Genomic DNA, 17,365 nt, shown 5'->3' on the forward strand with positions numbered 1-17,365 from the left:
AGATCAAAGACGGCGAAAGAATTCGATATTCAAAAATGGGTTATGAAAACGGCCCGATCTTTTCCACCATATTACGACTGCCTGCAAAGCTTCTTATTGGAGCTTGAACGTCGCAATGATCTCGTCAGGATCAGGCGTCCGGTATCGCTCGTCCAGGAGATAACCGAAATCCATAAGCGAGTGCTTGAGGATGATGGCCCGGCGCTGCTTTTCGAGCAGCCCGTCAACGCAGAAGGGCGTCGGCATTCAATTCCTCTGTTAGCCAATCTTTTCGGCTCAAGGCGGCGTATCGCGTTGGGGCTTGGCCGTTCTGTCGAAGAAATTTCCGGCCTTGCCGAGACGCTTGCGGAACTGCGCGCGCCAAAGCCGCCGCGTTCGGCGGGCGAGATATGGAGCAAGCTGCCTTTGGCAAAGGCCGCATTGAACATGCGCCTCCGGCATGTCCGCCATGCGGCGGTGCAGGCGGAGGTACTCGAGGGCGAAGCCGTCAATCTCGATCTGCTGCCTATCCAGTGGTGTTGGCCCGGCGAACCCGCCCCACTTGTCACCTGGCCGCTGGTCATCACGCAGCCGCCGGACGATCCATCCGATATCAATGTCGGGATTTATCGGATGCAGAAGCTTGGACACGACAAGCTCATCATGCGCTGGCTTGCCCATCGGGGCGGTGCACGCCATCATCGCATGTGGCAAAGGCGCGGCGAGGATATGCCTGTTGCCGTGGCCATCGGTGCCGATCCCGCGACAATTCTCTCGGCCGTCATGCCTTTGCCTGAAGGAATGAGCGAACTTGCCTTTTCGGGCCTGCTTGCCGGGCGGAGGACTTCGGTGGTCAGTGCGCGCACTGTGCCGCTCTGCGTTCCCGCCAATGCCGAAATCATCCTGGAAGGACGAGTTTCCTTATCCGCTACCGCGCCGGAAGGGCCCTATGGCGATCACACCGGCTACTATAATAGTGTGGAGGAATTTCCAGTGATGCAGGTGACGGCGATTACCATGCGAAAGAATCCCGTCTACCTCTCGACCTATACGGGTCGTCCGCCAGATGAACCCTCCAGACTTGGCGAAGTGATGAACGAACTGTTTGTGCCGCTTGTGCGGAAACAGTTTTCGGAAATCGTCGATTTGTGGCTGCCTCCGGCAGCATGTTCCTACCGCGCAATGGTGGTTTCGATCGACAAGCGCTATCCCGGCCAGGCCCGTCGAGTGATGATGGGGCTTTGGTCCATGTTGCCGCAGTTCAGCTACACGAAACTTATAATCGCAGTCGATCCAGACATAAATGTCCGCAACTGGGATGATGTCATGTGGGCGCTCGCCACGCGTTTCGATGCGAGCCGAGACGTCGTCACGTTGGCTGACACACCGGTGGATTATCTCGACTTCGCGTCGCCTCGTTCGGGTTTGGGTGGGAAACTTGGACTTGATGCGACCAATAAGATCGGGGCTGAAACCGAGCGGGAATGGGGTGCCGTGCTGAAGATGAACGATGACGTGATTGCCCGTGTGGATGCGATGTGGGGCGAACTGGGTCTGGATAAGGAAACCACGCGATGAAACGGATTGTTGTCGGCATCTCGGGTGCATCAGGCGCTCTCATCCCGCTCAAGCTGCTGGAACAGCTTTCCGCCTTGAGTGATGTCGAAACCCATTTGGTTGTGTCGGACGCCGCTCAGCAGACCTTGCGCCACGAGTTGGGTCCTGACGGTTATGCCCTTCTGCACAGGCTCGCGAATAGAAGTTATTCTGTCGGCGACATAGGTGCCCTTATCGCGAGCGGATCGGTCGCAACCGCAGGTATGATCATTGCGCCATGCTCCATGCGTACACTTGCAGCGATCGCAACGGGACACAGCGACAACCTGTTAACCCGCGCGGCCGACGTTCATCTGAAGGAACGACGCAAGCTGGTTCTGATTGCACGAGAAACTCCGCTGCATCTGGTCCATTTGCGCAATATGTGCACGGTAACGGAATTGGGTGCGATTGTGATGCCGCCGGTTCCGGCCTTTTATTTCAAGCCGCAATCTGTCGACGAGGTGGCCGATCAGATCGCGGCGCGGGCCATCGACCTGATCGGTATTGGCGAAAAGAGATCAGAAAGCTGGGCGGGTATTCCAGCCATCCGATAACAGCAAGTGCAGGCCTATGCGAAAGGTTGCGTTGGGCCTTTCGCTGGCTGGGTGAACCATTTTGGTCCCGTTGCCGTCATATGGATATGATCTTCCAGACGGACGCCGAACTGGTCGGGGACCACGATCATCGGCTCGTTGGAGAAGCACATGCCTTCCGCAAGCGGGAGTGAGTTCCCGCGGACGATATAGGGGGCTTCGTGAATTTCCAGGCCAAGGCCGTGGCCAGCGCGGTGGGGAAGGCCGGGCAGGGCATAATCCGGTCCCAATCCGTGCCTCACGAGCGTAGCGCGCGCTGCATCGTCAAGGGTTGAGCAAGCAGCGCCGAGCTTCGCCGCGTCGAAAACGGCTTGTTGGGCTTCGCGTTCGATCGCCCATATGCGCGAAAACTCTGCTGTAGGCTCATCCAGCATATAGGTGCGCGTGAGATCGGAATGGTAGCCATCGATGCGGCAGCCTGTGTCCACAAGGATAACATCACCCGGCTGATAAAACTGTTCGCCGTCCGCGCCGTGCGGCAGTGAGGTCGCAGTCCCAAATGAGACGATACAGAATGTCGAGCCACCCCTCGCGCCGAGTGCGCGGTGCTGTTCATCGATAAAACGCACGACTTCGCTTGCGGCAATGCCGGGCTTGATCATTGCATGCGCACGGCGGTGGACTTCAAGCGTCAGATTCATCGCATACTGAATGATCGCAATTTCTTTGACCGACTTGCGGATACGCTGTTCCCGGATCAGCTCGCCGCCGTCGAGCAGCTGGCCCGGCTGGATCTCTTGCCTGAGAGCATTATAGAAAAACAGCGGGATGGCGTCATCGACCGCAAGTTTAGTACCTGCCGGGAGGAGCGATGCGATCAGCGCGGCTGGGTTCTCTTCCTCCTGCCAGATGCGGATTTCTCCTTCCAGATGCGGCAGGCTTTCGACGCGGCTCCGCTCAAAGCCGGGAACGATGTAAATTACCTCCGAAGGCGTAACGAGGGCGCCCAGAAAACGTTCGCTGATGTGCCAGACCAGCCCGGTATAATAACGCAAACTTGCTGTCGGCCCGAGCAGAAGCCCGCCGATACCCCGCTCTCTCAACTTGCCTTGCAACGATGCCAGCCGTTCGAGACGCTCTTCCTGTTCGATTTGCGGTGGTGATGATGGCGAAGTCATAATGCATACCTTAAAGTTGTCGTTTCTGCGCACGGCTGTTTGCTCGCCGGCAGATATATCACGGCTTTTGCCGTTCGGTAGTCATCTCTTCAGCCTTGATCCAGAAGCTTGTGCAGTTGCAGTTAAATGGCGGTGCTAGGGCCGTGAGCGAGCCTGCGAAACGGGCCACGGGAGTGCTGGAAGTGTCGGCTAATCACAAATAGATGATGATCAGGGGCAGCGCCGTACATTGTGCGCTGGAACAGAAAGCACTAACTGGGTCACACTGTGGTAACAAAATTTGGGTAAGAAACCGCAGTTTTCAAATTGGGTTAGCGTCTGTGAGGTTTCATGCCTGAGGTATGGCAGTGGGTTTCCGCTTTTGGCTTTTCGGTTGTTATTGTCGTGGCGGCGCTCGTCTATCTCAACATGTCGAATCGTGAAACACCGGGTGACACATTCAATCTCTTCACAAAAGTTGGTGCTGTCGCCGTAGCATTCGTTGCTGCCTTTGCGAGCCTCGCCGCTGCAGCTATTATCGATTGATCTTGTCGTTCATAGTTTCAGCGAAGACACTGCCGCTTCGCTATTATGCACGTAATCGCTGGCATCTGATTGTCGCTGAAACAGCAAGATAAAGAGCAGGTCCGTCAAAATCAGTTGCGCGTCGCGTGCGGTTATCGATGATGAGCGAACCCGCTCTTCATCCGCAACGGTATACAAGCGAATATCGGCAATTTCATTAAGCGGATTCCTGTGGAGGCCTGTAACAGCGATTACGGTCGCTCCGCATTTTTTGGCTTCTTCTGAGATGCGGAGGGTTTCAATGCTCGTTCCCGAATAGGAGAGGGCAAACAGGACATCGCCCTCGTGCAAGGTCGAAACATTGGCCATCTGGATATGGCTGTCGCTATCGTGCATCACGTTGCGGCCGAGTTTCATCAGCTTATAGGAAAAATCGCGCGCCACGAGTGACGATGCGCCGACACCGGCGAGGTGAATACGTCGCGCGCTGATCAGCGCTTGCAATGCATCGTCGATATCCTGCTCGCTGTTGGCGGAAACCGTTCGTTGCATCGACTGCAGCTTGCTGCCGATAAGCTTCTGCAGAACGGTGATGTAACTATCTCCGGTTTCGATGGAGCCGTGCACCATGCCTGCTGGAACCTGCCATTCCTTGGCCCGGGCTTCGCTGACGGCGAGTTTGAGTTCCTGATAGCCGTCAAATCCGAATTTCTGGCTGAACTTGACCACGCTTGACTGACTGCGTCCGGTCGCCGCCGCGAGCGCGGAGGAAGAAAGTTTCAACACCTGTTCCGGATGGTCGACGATAAACTGGCCGATCTTTCGATCCGCAACGGTCAGTTCGTTCAGTTTGGCGCTGATCTTTTGTAGAATCGACATATGTAATTATTCCCGATTCCGGTGCCGGAAGGTTCGATACTCGATTGCCCCGGTCGTAAGACAATTCGATTTGCTTTGGAATACAGAATTCCAGCATAAACGATTATGCGGAATTGCCCAACGGTATGTGTGGAATGCGGCGCGGGGGCCGGAACGCTTCAGCGGATAGCTCGCGATTAGATTCGATATCGGCAGAATTCACCCCCTTCCGCTAATGGCAATCCGGCAGTGTATATCAGTTGTGGTGTACCCGATTGGACCTTGCCTCGGTGAAGGTAAGGAATAAAATATTCCATATTGGAATTGACGAAAAGAATTTTCAATCATAGTATATTAACCATAAAGGCGCATTTGAACGCCGCTCGACAGGCAGGCAGAGCATGACAGAACAGGCGTTGTTATCTGAACTGGATAAGCTGGTTTCAGAAGAGCGAAATCCGCGCACGATGGATATCGATCTGCTGGCCAGTCTTGCTATCGTGCGCCGCATTAACGACGAGGATCATCTGGTGCCCGCCGCTGTCGAGAAAGTCCTGCCTCAGGTCGCGCAGGCGGTCGACAGAATTGTTGACGCCTTTCGGAGTGGCGGTCGGCTGATTTATCTGGGCGCTGGAACGAGCGGACGTCTTGGCGTTCTTGATGCCTCGGAATGCCCACCGACATTCAGCGTACCGGAAGGAATGGTGGTGGGCTTGATTGCAGGTGGCGCCGATGCGCTGCAACATGCAATCGAAGGCGCAGAGGACGATCCCTCGCTGGGGGAGGCAGATCTGCGCAATGTGAGTCTGGCCTCAAAGGATGTCGTCGTGGGAATCGCGGTCAGTGGACGCACTCCTTATGTGATCGGAGGGCTGGCTTACGCGGCAACAATTGGTGCTACGACTGTGGCGCTTTCGTGCAATCCGAACTCTACGATTGCGGCTATGGCTGAAATTGCCATATCGCCAGTTGTAGGGCCTGAAATACTGACTGGTTCGACGCGCCTCAAATCCGGCACGGCGCAGAAGCTGGTGCTCAATATGCTGACGACGGCAAGCATGATCCGGATAGGAAAAACATATGAGAACCTCATGGTGGACGTCAGTGCCACCAACCACAAGCTTGTCGCACGTGCATCGAGAATTGTCATGCAGGCAACCGGTTGCGGGGCGGGGGAGGCAAAACGCGTTCTCGCCCTGACGGATAATGACGTCAAGCTTGCAATCCTCATCACGATAACCGGAATGCCAGTGGATGAGGCAAGAAAGGCATTAAAGAATGCTGGGGGATTTCTTAGACAGGCAATAAATGCCAATAAAGCGTGAGCCGAAGCGGGGAAGCGGTCGGACATCAGCATTGCAGTGATTTGCGAGGGAAGAAAATGGGAGCGATTTTCAAAAGAAGCCTGATTGCGGGCGCCGCCACATTGGCATTGAGCATTGGGAGCTTCAGCGGGCTGGGCCTGTCTACGGCTTCTGCCGCGACGCTTCGCATGGCCTGGTCACAGGATGCCACCGGTCTTGATCCGCATAAGCAGCCGGCGTTTTCATCGATTCGGCTGCTTGAACTCATCTACGAGCCGCTCGTTCGTCTCGGTTCCGATCTTCAGATCGCGCCTGCCATTGCGAAAAGTTGGGAGTTTTCCGATGGCGGCAAGGTTCTGACATTCAAGCTCGACCCGAATGCAAAATTCCACAATGGCCAACCGGTTACGCCAGCCGATGTGAAGGCATCCTTCGAGCGTATCCTGGACGAAAAGACGGGTGCGGTGGCGCGTGCCAATTTCGGTTCCATCGCCGCTATTGAGACGCCGGACAACGAAACGGTTGTCTTCAAACTCTCGCAGGCAGATGTCCCGCTATTGGCGGCCATTGCCAGCATCAATGCGGCGGTCCTTCCTGAAAGCGAGATCAAGGCGGGCAATATTGGTACAAAAACCGTTGGATCCGGCCCGTTTGTCCTTGAACGTTGGGAACCGAATTCCAAGGAAGTACTGAAAGCCAATCCTAATTGGGCCGGCGGTAAGGTAGCGGTCGACGGAATCGACATCAGTGTTCTGCCAGATGAAACGGCGATTCTCGCCGCGCTTCGCGCCAAGCAGATCGATTTCGCGCTTCTCAACGACCCGCTGGTCGCAACGATGGTGCCGAACGAAAGCGCTCTTGAACTGGTGCGCACGCCGGCGCTTGCTTATCATGTCCTGCAATTGAACCCGTCGCGCAAGCCCATGACGGAACTGGCCGTGCGTCAGGCTATTTCCTGCGCCGTTGACCGGCAGGATGTTCTCGACACGGCCTTGCTCGGCGAAGGAAAGGTGACGGGCCCGCTGACAATGCCCGCCTATGCAAGCGACCCGAGCACGCTTTTCTGCTATAAGCCCGATGTTGAAAAAGCGAAGAAGCTGATGGCGGATGCGGGCTATGCGGACGGTTTCTCGGCAACGATCATCGCGGCAAATGGAGAGCCTGCGACCGCTGCGGCCGAGGCGCAGGTGCTTCAGTCGCAACTCGCCGAAATCGGCATCAAGCTCGATATCCGGATGATGGAACTGAACGTCTATGTCGATACGTGGCTGAAGGGGGACTTCGACATGGCGGTGGCGTTGAACGGCGGTTCGGCTGATCCCTATACGATGTATGGCCGATACTGGACCAAGGCGGGCAACCTTCAGAAGGTCGCGCAGTATATCGACGATACGCTTGACGATCTGATGCAGAAGGGGAGAGCCGAAACGGACCCTGAAAAGCGCAAGGTGATTTTTGCCGACTTCGATAAGCACATAACGGAAGTTTCTCCGTGGGTATGGCTCTATACGGCTAACACTTATGTTGCTCACCAGAAAAACGTTACCGGTTTCGAGCCTCGCGCAACCGGATCGCTATTCGGCATAACCAAGCTGCAGATCGGGCAGTGATGTCACGAAATCCGCCACGTCTTCCTGCGAAGGCGTGGCTTGCAAGTGCCTTCCGGAACGGCAGGCCGTGAGTAATCTGACATGAATTATCTGACACGTCGGCTGCTGACATTTCCTCTGGTCATGCTGGGGGTGTCGATCCTTGTCTTCGTTGCGATCCGTCTGGTGCCGGGTGATTCCATCACTGCCATGCTCGGAACGGAGGCAGGGTTGTTGACCCCGGAACAGCGGCAGGCGCTGGCGCAATATTTCGGTATCGACCAAAGCTGGACCACCCAGTACTGGCGATGGCTGGGTGATGTGCTGCAAGGTAATCTTGGTGTCTCGGTGACATTCGGAAAGCCGGTTTTGACGGTTATCCTTGAGCGTTTTCCGCTGACACTCCAACTTGCATTGATGTCGATGTTTATCGCTTTGCTCGTTGGACTCCCTGCTGGCGTTTATGCGGCAACGCGCAACGAGAAAAAATCCGATCTGGTGGTGCGCATTTTCGCAATGATCGGGCAGTCGACTCCGAGCTTCGTTCTCGGTCTCCTCTTTATTTATATACTGTCGGCGGGGTTTGGGGTTTTGCCTGCGATGGGCGAATTTACACCTTTCTGGGTGAACCCGTGGCAGAATTTCCTGCAGATGATCTTGCCGGCCCTGACGCTCGGCTTTGCTTTTGCGGCATCGGTCACACGCATATCGCGTTCGGCCATGCTGGACGTTCTCAGCGACGATTACGTTCGCACGGCTCGCAGCAAGGGAGCATCGGCTCGCTCTGTCATCTGGCGGCACGCATTGCCTAATGCGCTGATACCAGTAGTGACCCTGAGCGGAGTGGAGTTCGGCTATCTTCTGGGCGGAGCTGTGCTGGTTGAGCAGATATATGCTCTGCCGGGGCTTGGACGCATGGTGCTCGACGCCATTCTCCAGCGCGATTATGCTCTGGTGCAGGGCAGCATTCTTTTCATTGCCTTCAATTTCATGATCGTCAATCTGCTGGTTGATCTCCTGTATGTAGCGCTCGATCCGCGCATTCGTCTGGAGGAAAGCTGATGCAGATATTGCGTTCTGTTTTCGCTCATCCGAGCGGCCGTATCGGCGGGTTCATCGTTCTGGTTTATCTGATTGTGGCTTGTCTCGGCTATTTCGGCTTCACGCCGCATGATCCGCTGATGCAGTATCGGATAGACAGGCTGCGTCCTCCAGGTGCTGCCCACTGGATGGGAACCGACCTTTTCGGACGTGACGTCATGAGCCGCCTGATGGCTGGTGTCGCGCAATCCTTCATGGTGGGCTTTTCGGCAGTCGGAATTGCCGCTTTTGCGGGGACTGTTCTGGGATTGACTGCGGCGTGGTTTGGGCGCTGGTGGGACGGTGTCGTCATGCGCATCATGGATGTGCTTCTGGCGTTTCCGGCAATCTTGCTTGCGCTTCTCATCATTGCCGTTGTCGGGCCGGGAACAGGAACAAGTGTCGCCGCCATTGCCATCGTTTACACCCCGATCTTCACCCGGGTTGTACGCGGCCCGGCCTTGTCGATCAAAACACGCGAATTCGTTGATGCGGCGCGTACGTTCCACAGCAGCAACCGTTATATCCTTTCCCGCCATCTGCTGCTTAATCTGGTGGCCCCTTTGACAGTGCAGATCACCTTGGCGCTCGCCTGGTCGCTGCTGACGGAGGCAGGCCTGAGCTTTCTGGGTCTGGGTACACAGCCACCCGCTTCGTCACTTGGTCTCATGCTGGCCGATGCGCGCAATCTCATGGAGACCGCGCCATGGCTGCTGGCCTTTCCGGGACTAACGATCATGATCGGCATTCTTGGCTTCAACCTTCTGGGTGATGCCCTGCGCGACATCCTCGACCCGAAGATGCGGAGGGCGATGGCATGAGCACGCTGCTTTCTGTCTCGAGTCTTCGCGTTGGATTCGGTCGCAATCCGGAAGCCAACGAGATCGTGCGTGGCGTAAGTTTTGATCTCGCTGTGGGCGAAACACTGGCAATTGTCGGCGAAAGTGGTTCCGGCAAATCTGTAACGGCCCTGTCGATCAATCGTCTGGTGGATTTTGGCGGCGGTCAAGTCATCGACGGATCAATCAAGCTGAATCGCGCGAACGGTAGCACAATCGATCTCGTAACTGCGAACGAAGCAGAGCTGACGAAAATCCGCGGTGCAGAAATCGGTATGATCTTTCAGGAGCCGATGACATCGCTCAATCCTGTGCTGACGATAGGCACGCAGATTGAGGAATCATTTCGTCTCCATCGCGGGCTCACAGGAAAACAGGCAGCTTCCGCTGCCAAGGACGCGCTGGATCGCGTGCGTATTCCAGACGCTGCACGGCGACTCAAATACTGCCCGAACCAGCTTTCCGGTGGCATGTTGCAGCGGGTGATGATCGCCACGGCGCTTGCATGTAATCCGCGCCTCATGATTGCCGACGAGCCCACGACTGCGCTCGATGTTACCGTGCAGGCGCAGATCATGGCGCTGCTCGCAGAGCTGAAGCGAGAAACCGGCATGGCGATGATCTTCATCACGCATGACATTGGTCTGGTCGCAGGAATGGCCGACCAGGTCATGGTGATGCAGCATGGCAAGGCGGTTGAACAGGGACAGCTGAGCACTGTTCTCGACCGGCCTCAGCATCCCTACACACAACATCTCCTGAAGGCCGTTCCGCATTTTGAAAGCGGCAAAGCGGTGCGAACCGATACCGTGCGCACCACGCTATCGGGAACAAAACCGATCCTGTCGGTGAAAGGATTGACGGTCCGTTTTCCGGTCAAAGGCGGCTTTCTGGGTCGCAGGCTGGGGGCAGTTCATGCGGTGGAGAACGTCGATCTTGATCTCATTCCCGGTGAAACGCTTGCGATCGTGGGGGAGAGCGGTTCGGGAAAATCGACAACTGCGCGAGCCATTCTCGGGCTTGTCAAAGCTTCACGCGGAAAGTTTGAAGTTGGTGCGGCTAGCACCAACAATGCGCGAAATTTCTCTTCAGTGCAGATGGTTTTTCAAAACCCCTACGCATCGCTCAATCCGCGCCTGCGCATAGACAGTATCCTTGCCGAGCCGGTTATCGCAGCTGGCGGGCGGGACGGACCGGAGACGCGGCAGAAGATGCTACAACTGCTTGACCGCGTCGGGCTCCCCGGCAACAGCTTGGAGCGCTACCCGCATGAGTTTTCGGGCGGGCAACGCCAGCGGCTCTGTATCGCCCGCGCGCTGATGCTGAACCCAGCGGTCGTAGTTCTGGACGAAGCCGTTTCCGCGCTGGATGTATCTGTGCAGGCCAAGGTTCTGGACTTGCTGATCGACCTCCAGAAGGAGCGTGGCCTTGCTTACTTGTTCGTATCGCACGACATGGCAGTGGTTGAGCGGATCGCGCATCGCATAGCAGTTGTCTATGCCGGGCAAATCGTGGAAATCGGCGATGCCGCAGCAATCCTTTCTGCGCCGAAACACTCTTATACGAAGCGGCTGATTTCTGCTGTTCCCAGTATTGATCGGCGCAACGAACATTTCGCCCTCGACACACGGCAAGTGCCCTCGCTTGTGCGCCCGCTGGGTTATGAGCCGGAGCCGGCAAACTGGCAGACATATGGCCAGGATCACATGGCCCGGACCGAGGCATAATTATCATGGCAGAATCAAATATTCCCCGCCCCGATACCGCCTTTACGGCTCGCTTTGAAAAAGCGTTCGCTCTGGTGAAAGACGCTTGCGACTCTTATCGCATTCCCGGCGGTGTTCTTGGGATGGTCGATCTTTCTGGCAGCCGCGCTGTCAGGGCGACCGGCTTTGCACAGATCGTCCCGACCAGACGGGCAATGACCATCGATACGTGGTTCGATCTTGCTTCGCTGACAAAGGTCATTTTCACGACGCCCCGCATTCTTGCGCTGGCTGAGGATGGCGTCATTCATCTCGATGCGCCATTGATCACCTTGCTACCCGATCTTCGGCAGTATGATAATGACGCCTGGGAGCGCAAGGTCACGTTCCGTGAATGCCTTGGTCACCAGACGCCTTTTCCGTCCGTCGAACCGATCTACACTTACGGGCGTGATCCGGAACTGTTGCGCGCATTCGTTCTGCAGCGCGAATGGCGCAAATGCGAACCGGTTTATTCGGACATCAATTTCATCCTGCTCGGCTTTGTGTTGGAAAGGCTATACGGCAAGACCATTCGCGAGATGGAGCCCGGCGAGGGCTTCGCCTTTTCCGCGGAGCCGGAAATGAGTGCAGCGACGGAAAACTGCACATGGCGCAGTCGTGTACTTTGCGGCGAAGTACACGACGATAATTGCTCGGCATTGCAAGGAGCCGCGCATGCCGGTCTGTTCGGTACTGCCGCATCCATACTCGATTTCGCGCTTGGTCTGCTTGACGGAACGGGAGCATCGCGAAACGTGATCGCCCACATGCGTCAGCCATTATCCGCAACCCGCACGCATGGCTGGGAAAGGCCTTATGATGGCTGGTCGGGCGGCAGCTTCAATTCGAAGGATACGATTGGCCATACCGGCTTTACCGGAACCGGCTTATGGATCGATTTTGAAGCAGGCCGGGCATGGACCCTGCTCACCAACCGCATTCATCCCACCCGTCATTTCGACAGCGGTATCTTGGCACTGCGTCAGGGCGTTGGTGACGCAATCTCATTGGGATAGGAGACATCTATGCAGCCAATATGGGCCGTCGGACTGATGACCGGCACAGTTCTTGACGGAAACATCGACGTCGCTCTGTTGAAAACAGATGGGGAAACGGTAACGGAATTCGGAGCTTATGCGCTGAAGCCTTATCCACGCTGGATTCGCGACCTGTTGGAACAGGCACAGGCCGAAGCACGCATCTGGAATTTCGAAGGGCCGGAGCCCAAGGTTTTTGCCGAGGCGGAAGAGGCGCTGACGCGCGCGCAATCTGCGGCTGTCCGCGAATTGGTAGAGGAAAGCGGGCTCTCGATGCCGGATATCGGTGTCGTCGGCTTCCACGGGCAAACGGTTTTGCATCGCGCGCCGCAAGCCGGTCGAATCGGAGACACGAGGCAACTCGGCGACGGAAGGCTTATGAACGAACTCCTGGGGACCACGGTCGCCTATGATTTTCGCACCGCAGATATCCGTGCTGGCGGGCAGGGGGCTCCGCTTGCTGCCATATATCATGCTGCCTTGCTGCGCAGCGTGGATCCGAGCGGCAGTACAGCGATTCTCAATCTCGGCGGTGTCGGTAACATCACCTGGTGGGATGGTGGGGATGCGCTTGTGGCATTCGACACGGGACCAGCCAATGCGCCCATCAACGATTTCGTGAAAGCACGGGGCTTGGGGGAAATGGATCGCGACGGAGCGCTGGCGGCGAAGGGCAGCGTGGACGAGGCACGGCTCGCAGAACTGCTCAAACACCCCTATCTGGCCGCGCCATATCCTAAATCTCTGGATCGGTTCGATTTTACGGATGCAATGGCTGATGGTCTGGATGAGGAAGATGGGGCGGCCACGCTGACCGCGTTCACGACTTCGGCAGTAGGCAAGGCTTTGGACCTTCTCCCCTGTCGACCTCAGCGCCTTGCAGTCAGTGGGGGTGGACGCCGTAACCCGACAATGATGCGCATGTTGGTTGAGCGCGCGAAAGTGGAACTTGTTCCAGTCGAAACGCTTGGTTGGCGGGGCGATGCCGTGGAAGCGGAATGTTTTGCTTTTCTGGCCGTACGTGTCCTGCGCGGCCTGCCCATCAGCTTTCCAAGCACAACGGGCGTTCCGAAAGCCATGACAGGTGGAAAACTGGCAGGCTGAATCAACGATCCATATCGATTATTTCTACAGGCGGCGTCATGACGTTGCCCTGTTTTGGTATGGATCGACACTCCAGCGTCAACTGATTATCGGGCATGGCATGTTAAAATGCGACCGTTATATGAAAGCTATCTAATATTAAGATGGTTCTCCAACTGCGACCCTTTGAAGTTACGTTGCGTCAGGGGAGCTTTTGATATTTCATTTTTATTGCAGATAAGCATGAAAAGGTACAAAACTGGTGCGATCTTCACGTTGATTTAGGCAATTCTCTTTAATGGTTTAGTTTATTATGGAGAATGCAATGAAACTTATCCGAGCCCTTTTCTGCCTGGTCTTGCCTCTTGCCTGGTTGTCCGGGGCAGCTGCTGAACCCTTGGCGAAGCCGACCGGTAAGCCGATTCTCGTCATATCCGGCAAAATCTCGAATACGAATGTTGGCGATACGGCCCAGTTTGATCGGGACATGCTGGAAGCGATGGGGTTGGTCACCGTGGAAACGGCAAATCCTTGGTATGACGGTCGCGTGCGTTTCGAGGGCGTGTCGATGGACAAGCTTATGTCGCTCGTCGGCGCGAAGGGAACGAAGGTGACCGCAGTTGCTTTGAACGATTACGTTAGTTCGTTGCCGTTGGAGGACTTCAAGAGATTCAATGTTATTCTTGCCATGAAGCGGGATGGGAATTACATGCCGGTTCGTGACAAAGGACCATTGTTTATAATTTACCCTTATGACAGCGACCCACAACTTCAAACTCAGACCTATTACACACGTTCTGCCTGGCAGGTTGCCAAGCTGATAGTTGAATAGAGGCAAGTGTGAGACGAATTCTAGGCGTTATTATCTGTTGTTTCGTGGTGGCAACGGCGTATATCGCCTATGTCATTGCCGAACGGCAGACAGCGCTTCAGAAATTCTCCCGTTATAACGATTCCTGGGCCGTCGGGCAGACGGTGTCCGAATATATGCGGCTCGAGCATGTTCTGGCTGGATATGCCCTGAACATGAACGAAGAAAGCCGCGACGAATTACGGCTTCGTCTTGATATTATGTTGGGTCGACTGGAATTGCTGCAACAGGGCAATCTGCGATCCTTCATTCAGGACGATCCGCAGCGTCGTGATCTGTTTTTGAAACTGAGCGATGTTCTGCAGGCGCTTGATCGTCAGTTCGATAAGTTGGACATAGACAGTATCAAAACGGTCCTGCACTCCATGAGTATGCTTGATGGACCGATGACAGCGCTTGCCTCGACGGCCGTCGAATATGACGTAGGGCTTATCGATGCCGCACAGGCGGAAGTGCGTCAACTGCATCTCATCTACACCGGTTTGGCGGCGGGCCTCATCATTTGCGGGGTGGTGCTGGTTATCCTTCTGCTTCGCCACAACAAGCTTCTTGATAGGGCGCATGGCAGCATGCAGCGCCTGACGAGCGATCTTCGACAGGCGACTGGGGAACTGCAGTCCCAGAACTTTCGGCTTGAACATGATGCGCACCACGATGCTCTGACCGGTTTGCCCAATCGTGTTTTGTTCCGGCAGGATCTGGAAAAAAGGCTGGAAGCCGCACATGCCGGAGGCCAGTCGGCGGTCATTCTTCTTCTGGACCTTGATGGTTTCAAAGACGTCAACGATACACTTGGACATGATGTCGGCGATGCGTTGTTGCAGGCTGTCGCGCGGCGACTCACCAAACTGGGCGCGCGAGGCGACATGGTCTGCCGGTTGGGGGGCGATGAGTTTGCCTTGCTCTCCACGGGACTTCACGAAGATGAGGCCCTGGAACTTGCAGACCGCCTGATGGAGGCCATCAGTGAGCCATATCATGTGGGCGAACTGGAAATAAAAATCGGAACTTGCGTCGGCGTCGCGATCTCTCAAGGCGAGCCCGATACGGAAGAGCTTTTCAAACACGCCGATCTTGCGCTCTACGAAGCAAAGGCGCTTGGACCCGGTCACGCGAGTGTGTTCGAATCCCAGATGCAGACACGCTTGCGGGAAAAGAAATCATTCGAAGCCGATCTTCAGAAGGCGTTGGAGAACCGTGAGATGGAGGTCTACTATCAGCCGCAGGCCTGCACCGTAACGCGTGAAATATGCGGTTATGAGGCCCTGCTTCGTTGGACGCACCCGGTCAGAGGCTCGGTTTCACCAGCCGAATTCATCCCAGTCGCCGAAAAAATAGGCTTTATTCATGCACTGGGGGACTGGGTGCTCAAGACGGCCTGTCTGGAGGCCGCACATTGGAACAAGCCCCTCAAGATCGCGGTCAACCTTTCTCCTGTTCAGTTCCGCAGTCTGAACCTTATTCAGAGCGTTATTGATGCGCTGGACCAAAGCGGGCTTGGCGCGGACCGGCTCGAACTTGAGATTACGGAATCGGTGCTGCTGGACAAGAACGAACAGACCTTGAGCACGCTGCGCCAACTGAAAGCACTGGGTATTCAGATCGCCATGGACGATTTCGGCACAGGCTATTCTTCGCTTGGCAGTCTCAGCGGATTTCCCTTCGACAAGATCAAAATTGATCGTACTTTCGTGAGCGATGTGACCACACGGCCCGACGCACTTGCGATTGTCGAACTCGTAACCGGCGTAGGGCGCAGCCTCAGAATGGTGACGATCGCGGAAGGCATTGAAACCGAGGAGCAGTTTGAATGCCTCAAGCGGTTAGGATGCGATCAGGTCCAAGGCTATCTCATTGGTAAGCCGATGCCCGCTTCGAAGCTCAAACATCTCCACGGACACCGGCGAGACTTGAAAACAGTCGGTCTGGCTTCCAATCGTTGATGATATCATCGCGTTGCAACTGGCTTCAAAGGCACAAATCAGTTTATGCTCATACGCTGATTGCAGCGCAAAATTAGATTGCGATGTAATACATCAATATGTGGGAACTCTTTGCTCGTTCATTCGAACAAGACGTTCCGTGGGGAACCGGGGCGCAGGAATTGCTGAAAGTACATGGGATTAACGTACCGATAACGTCTGACGAAGTTTCGCCGGTTATCTGGCAGGCTTTGACAAGTGGCAGCTATGAGGCCAAGGAAGCACGTTCGATTTTCAAGGCGGTCAAGCCAGGGGATCGTGTACTGGAACTCGGTTCAGGCATCGGAATTATCACCTCCATTATTGCCAGGATAGCCGATGTGTCGGTTTGGGCTTTCGAGGCGAACCCGGCAACAGCGGCACTGGCCCGGCGTGTTGTCGGCGCCAACGGTCTCAGTAATGTGGTGCTGTCACAAGGGATACTGACTGCGGGTGAGCCCAGTTCGTTCCGCTTTTATGTGCGGCGTGATCTCTGGATGTCGTCCATGGACGAGAATCAGGGGCCTTACGAACATGCCATAGAACTGTCCTCGACCAATATTGACGAATTCATCGCTCACCACGGCATCAATGTCCTCGTTATGGATATCGAGGGCGCCGAGCGTGATCTGCTGCAAAACGCGGATTTGACAGGCGTGGAGCGCATCTTCCTTGAATTGCACGACCATCTCTATGGACTGGCTGGCATTCGGGACATGACCCAAGCGCTTGCGTCTAAAGGCTATGCATATGATCCCCGCGGTTCCCAGGGACCATGCGTATTGTTCTCCAAGGATGATGGTGCGCGCGAATACGAACCTGATTAGCATATCGCATTCCTACATACTTTTGAAAAAGGGCCGCTTTGAGCGGCCCTTTTTTCTTTGATGCCTGTGGAAAGAATTTTTGGAAAAAGTTATGATTGGTCGTTGACAGTTTTGTTTGGTGGGGTCTATATGGCGCCACAACGAGGGCGGCGGCGCCGCAAGCGGCAGGCTGATGCGTCCTTGGAGTTGGTTGAAGGTGTCTGGCAGAGATGCTGGGTGTTGGTAGGCTGGCGGCGTTGACGGGGCAATGAGTCTTGTTGATGTTAGAAGAAAAGAACTTCGATTAAGTTTGTGATTTTCTTCGAAAAAAGTGGTTGACAGGTTGGTTTGACTGATCTAGAAGCCCGGCACCGCAGACGAGGCGCTGACAGGATT

15 protein-coding genes are annotated in these 17,365 nt (G+C 55.5%); 13 read left to right on the forward strand and 2 right to left on the reverse strand.

Going from position 1 to position 17,365, the window contains the following annotated elements:
- Positions 1-42 precede the first annotated feature (42 nt).
- Both ABWW28_RS19675 and ABWW28_RS19680 read left to right on the forward strand, forming a co-directional pair.
- Positions 43-1,557, forward strand: a complete 1,515-nt coding sequence (locus ABWW28_RS19675) for a UbiD family decarboxylase (protein ID WP_176588613.1) — start codon at positions 43-45, stop codon at positions 1,555-1,557.
- Positions 1,554-2,132 carry a UbiX family flavin prenyltransferase gene (locus ABWW28_RS19680; RefSeq protein ID WP_176588614.1) on the forward strand — a complete coding sequence of 193 codons (579 nt, stop codon included), beginning with the start codon at positions 1,554-1,556 and terminating at the stop codon, positions 2,130-2,132. The genes ABWW28_RS19675 and ABWW28_RS19680 overlap by 4 nt, the downstream gene beginning before the upstream one ends.
- Before the next feature lie 14 nt (positions 2,133-2,146).
- Here the strand turns inward: ABWW28_RS19680 and ABWW28_RS19685 are convergent, their stop codons facing one another.
- Positions 2,147-3,289: a M24 family metallopeptidase gene (locus ABWW28_RS19685; RefSeq protein ID WP_176588615.1), complete on the reverse strand. Its 1,143-nt coding sequence runs from the start codon at positions 3,287-3,289 to the stop codon at positions 2,147-2,149.
- 330 nt (positions 3,290-3,619) lie between these two features.
- On the opposite strand from ABWW28_RS19685, the gene ABWW28_RS19690 reads away from it, so the two are divergent.
- A complete protein-coding gene (locus ABWW28_RS19690; protein WP_151570941.1) occupies positions 3,620-3,814 on the forward strand; it encodes a hypothetical protein in 195 nt (64 codons plus the stop codon).
- 9 nt (positions 3,815-3,823) lie between these two features.
- On the opposite strand, the gene ABWW28_RS19695 is transcribed toward ABWW28_RS19690, so the two are convergent.
- A complete protein-coding gene (locus ABWW28_RS19695; protein ID WP_176588616.1) occupies positions 3,824-4,672 on the reverse strand; it encodes a MurR/RpiR family transcriptional regulator in 849 nt (282 codons plus the stop codon).
- A 380-nt stretch (positions 4,673-5,052) separates the two neighbouring features.
- On the opposite strand from ABWW28_RS19695, the gene murQ reads away from it, so the two are divergent.
- From murQ to ABWW28_RS19745, 10 genes are all read left to right on the forward strand, one after another.
- Positions 5,053-5,976, forward strand: a complete 924-nt coding sequence (gene murQ / locus ABWW28_RS19700) for an N-acetylmuramic acid 6-phosphate etherase (RefSeq protein ID WP_112672760.1) — start codon at positions 5,053-5,055, stop codon at positions 5,974-5,976.
- Positions 5,977-6,032: 56 nt separating this feature from the next.
- On the forward strand, positions 6,033-7,565 hold the full coding sequence (locus ABWW28_RS19705) for an ABC transporter substrate-binding protein (protein ID WP_112672758.1): 1,533 nt from the start codon (positions 6,033-6,035) through the stop codon (positions 7,563-7,565).
- Positions 7,566-7,646: 81 nt separating this feature from the next.
- The gene (locus ABWW28_RS19710; protein WP_176588617.1) at positions 7,647-8,606 is read left to right on the forward strand and encodes an ABC transporter permease; all 960 of its coding nucleotides are present in this window, start codon (positions 7,647-7,649) and stop codon (positions 8,604-8,606) included.
- The gene (locus tag ABWW28_RS19715; protein ID WP_112672754.1) at positions 8,606-9,445 is read left to right on the forward strand and encodes an ABC transporter permease; all 840 of its coding nucleotides are present in this window, start codon (positions 8,606-8,608) and stop codon (positions 9,443-9,445) included. The genes ABWW28_RS19710 and ABWW28_RS19715 overlap by 1 nt, the downstream gene beginning before the upstream one ends.
- Positions 9,442-11,190 (forward strand): ABC transporter ATP-binding protein, encoded by a 1,749-nt coding sequence (locus ABWW28_RS19720; protein ID WP_176588618.1) that lies wholly within the window; start codon positions 9,442-9,444, stop codon positions 11,188-11,190. The genes ABWW28_RS19715 and ABWW28_RS19720 overlap by 4 nt, the downstream gene beginning before the upstream one ends.
- 5 nt (positions 11,191-11,195) lie before the next feature.
- Positions 11,196-12,227 carry a serine hydrolase domain-containing protein gene (locus ABWW28_RS19725; RefSeq protein WP_176588619.1) on the forward strand — a complete coding sequence of 344 codons (1,032 nt, stop codon included), beginning with the start codon at positions 11,196-11,198 and terminating at the stop codon, positions 12,225-12,227.
- 9 nt (positions 12,228-12,236) lie between these two features.
- Positions 12,237-13,352 carry an anhydro-N-acetylmuramic acid kinase gene (locus ABWW28_RS19730; protein WP_176588620.1) on the forward strand — a complete coding sequence of 372 codons (1,116 nt, stop codon included), beginning with the start codon at positions 12,237-12,239 and terminating at the stop codon, positions 13,350-13,352.
- Between the two features lie 304 nt (positions 13,353-13,656).
- Complete coding sequence (locus ABWW28_RS19735) at positions 13,657-14,163, forward strand: putative pterin-binding protein (RefSeq protein ID WP_006472448.1); 507 nt, start codon at positions 13,657-13,659, stop codon at positions 14,161-14,163.
- An 8-nt stretch (positions 14,164-14,171) separates the two neighbouring features.
- Positions 14,172-16,145 (forward strand): putative bifunctional diguanylate cyclase/phosphodiesterase, encoded by a 1,974-nt coding sequence (locus ABWW28_RS19740; RefSeq protein ID WP_176588621.1) that lies wholly within the window; start codon positions 14,172-14,174, stop codon positions 16,143-16,145.
- Between the two features lie 98 nt (positions 16,146-16,243).
- Positions 16,244-16,990, forward strand: a complete 747-nt coding sequence (locus tag ABWW28_RS19745; protein WP_176588622.1) for an FkbM family methyltransferase — start codon at positions 16,244-16,246, stop codon at positions 16,988-16,990.
- The last annotated feature ends 375 nt before the right edge of the window (positions 16,991-17,365 follow it).

The sequence above is a fragment of the Brucella sp. NBRC 14130 genome (assembly GCF_040371715.1).
Taxonomy (GTDB): domain Bacteria; phylum Pseudomonadota; class Alphaproteobacteria; order Rhizobiales; family Rhizobiaceae; genus Brucella; species Brucella intermedia.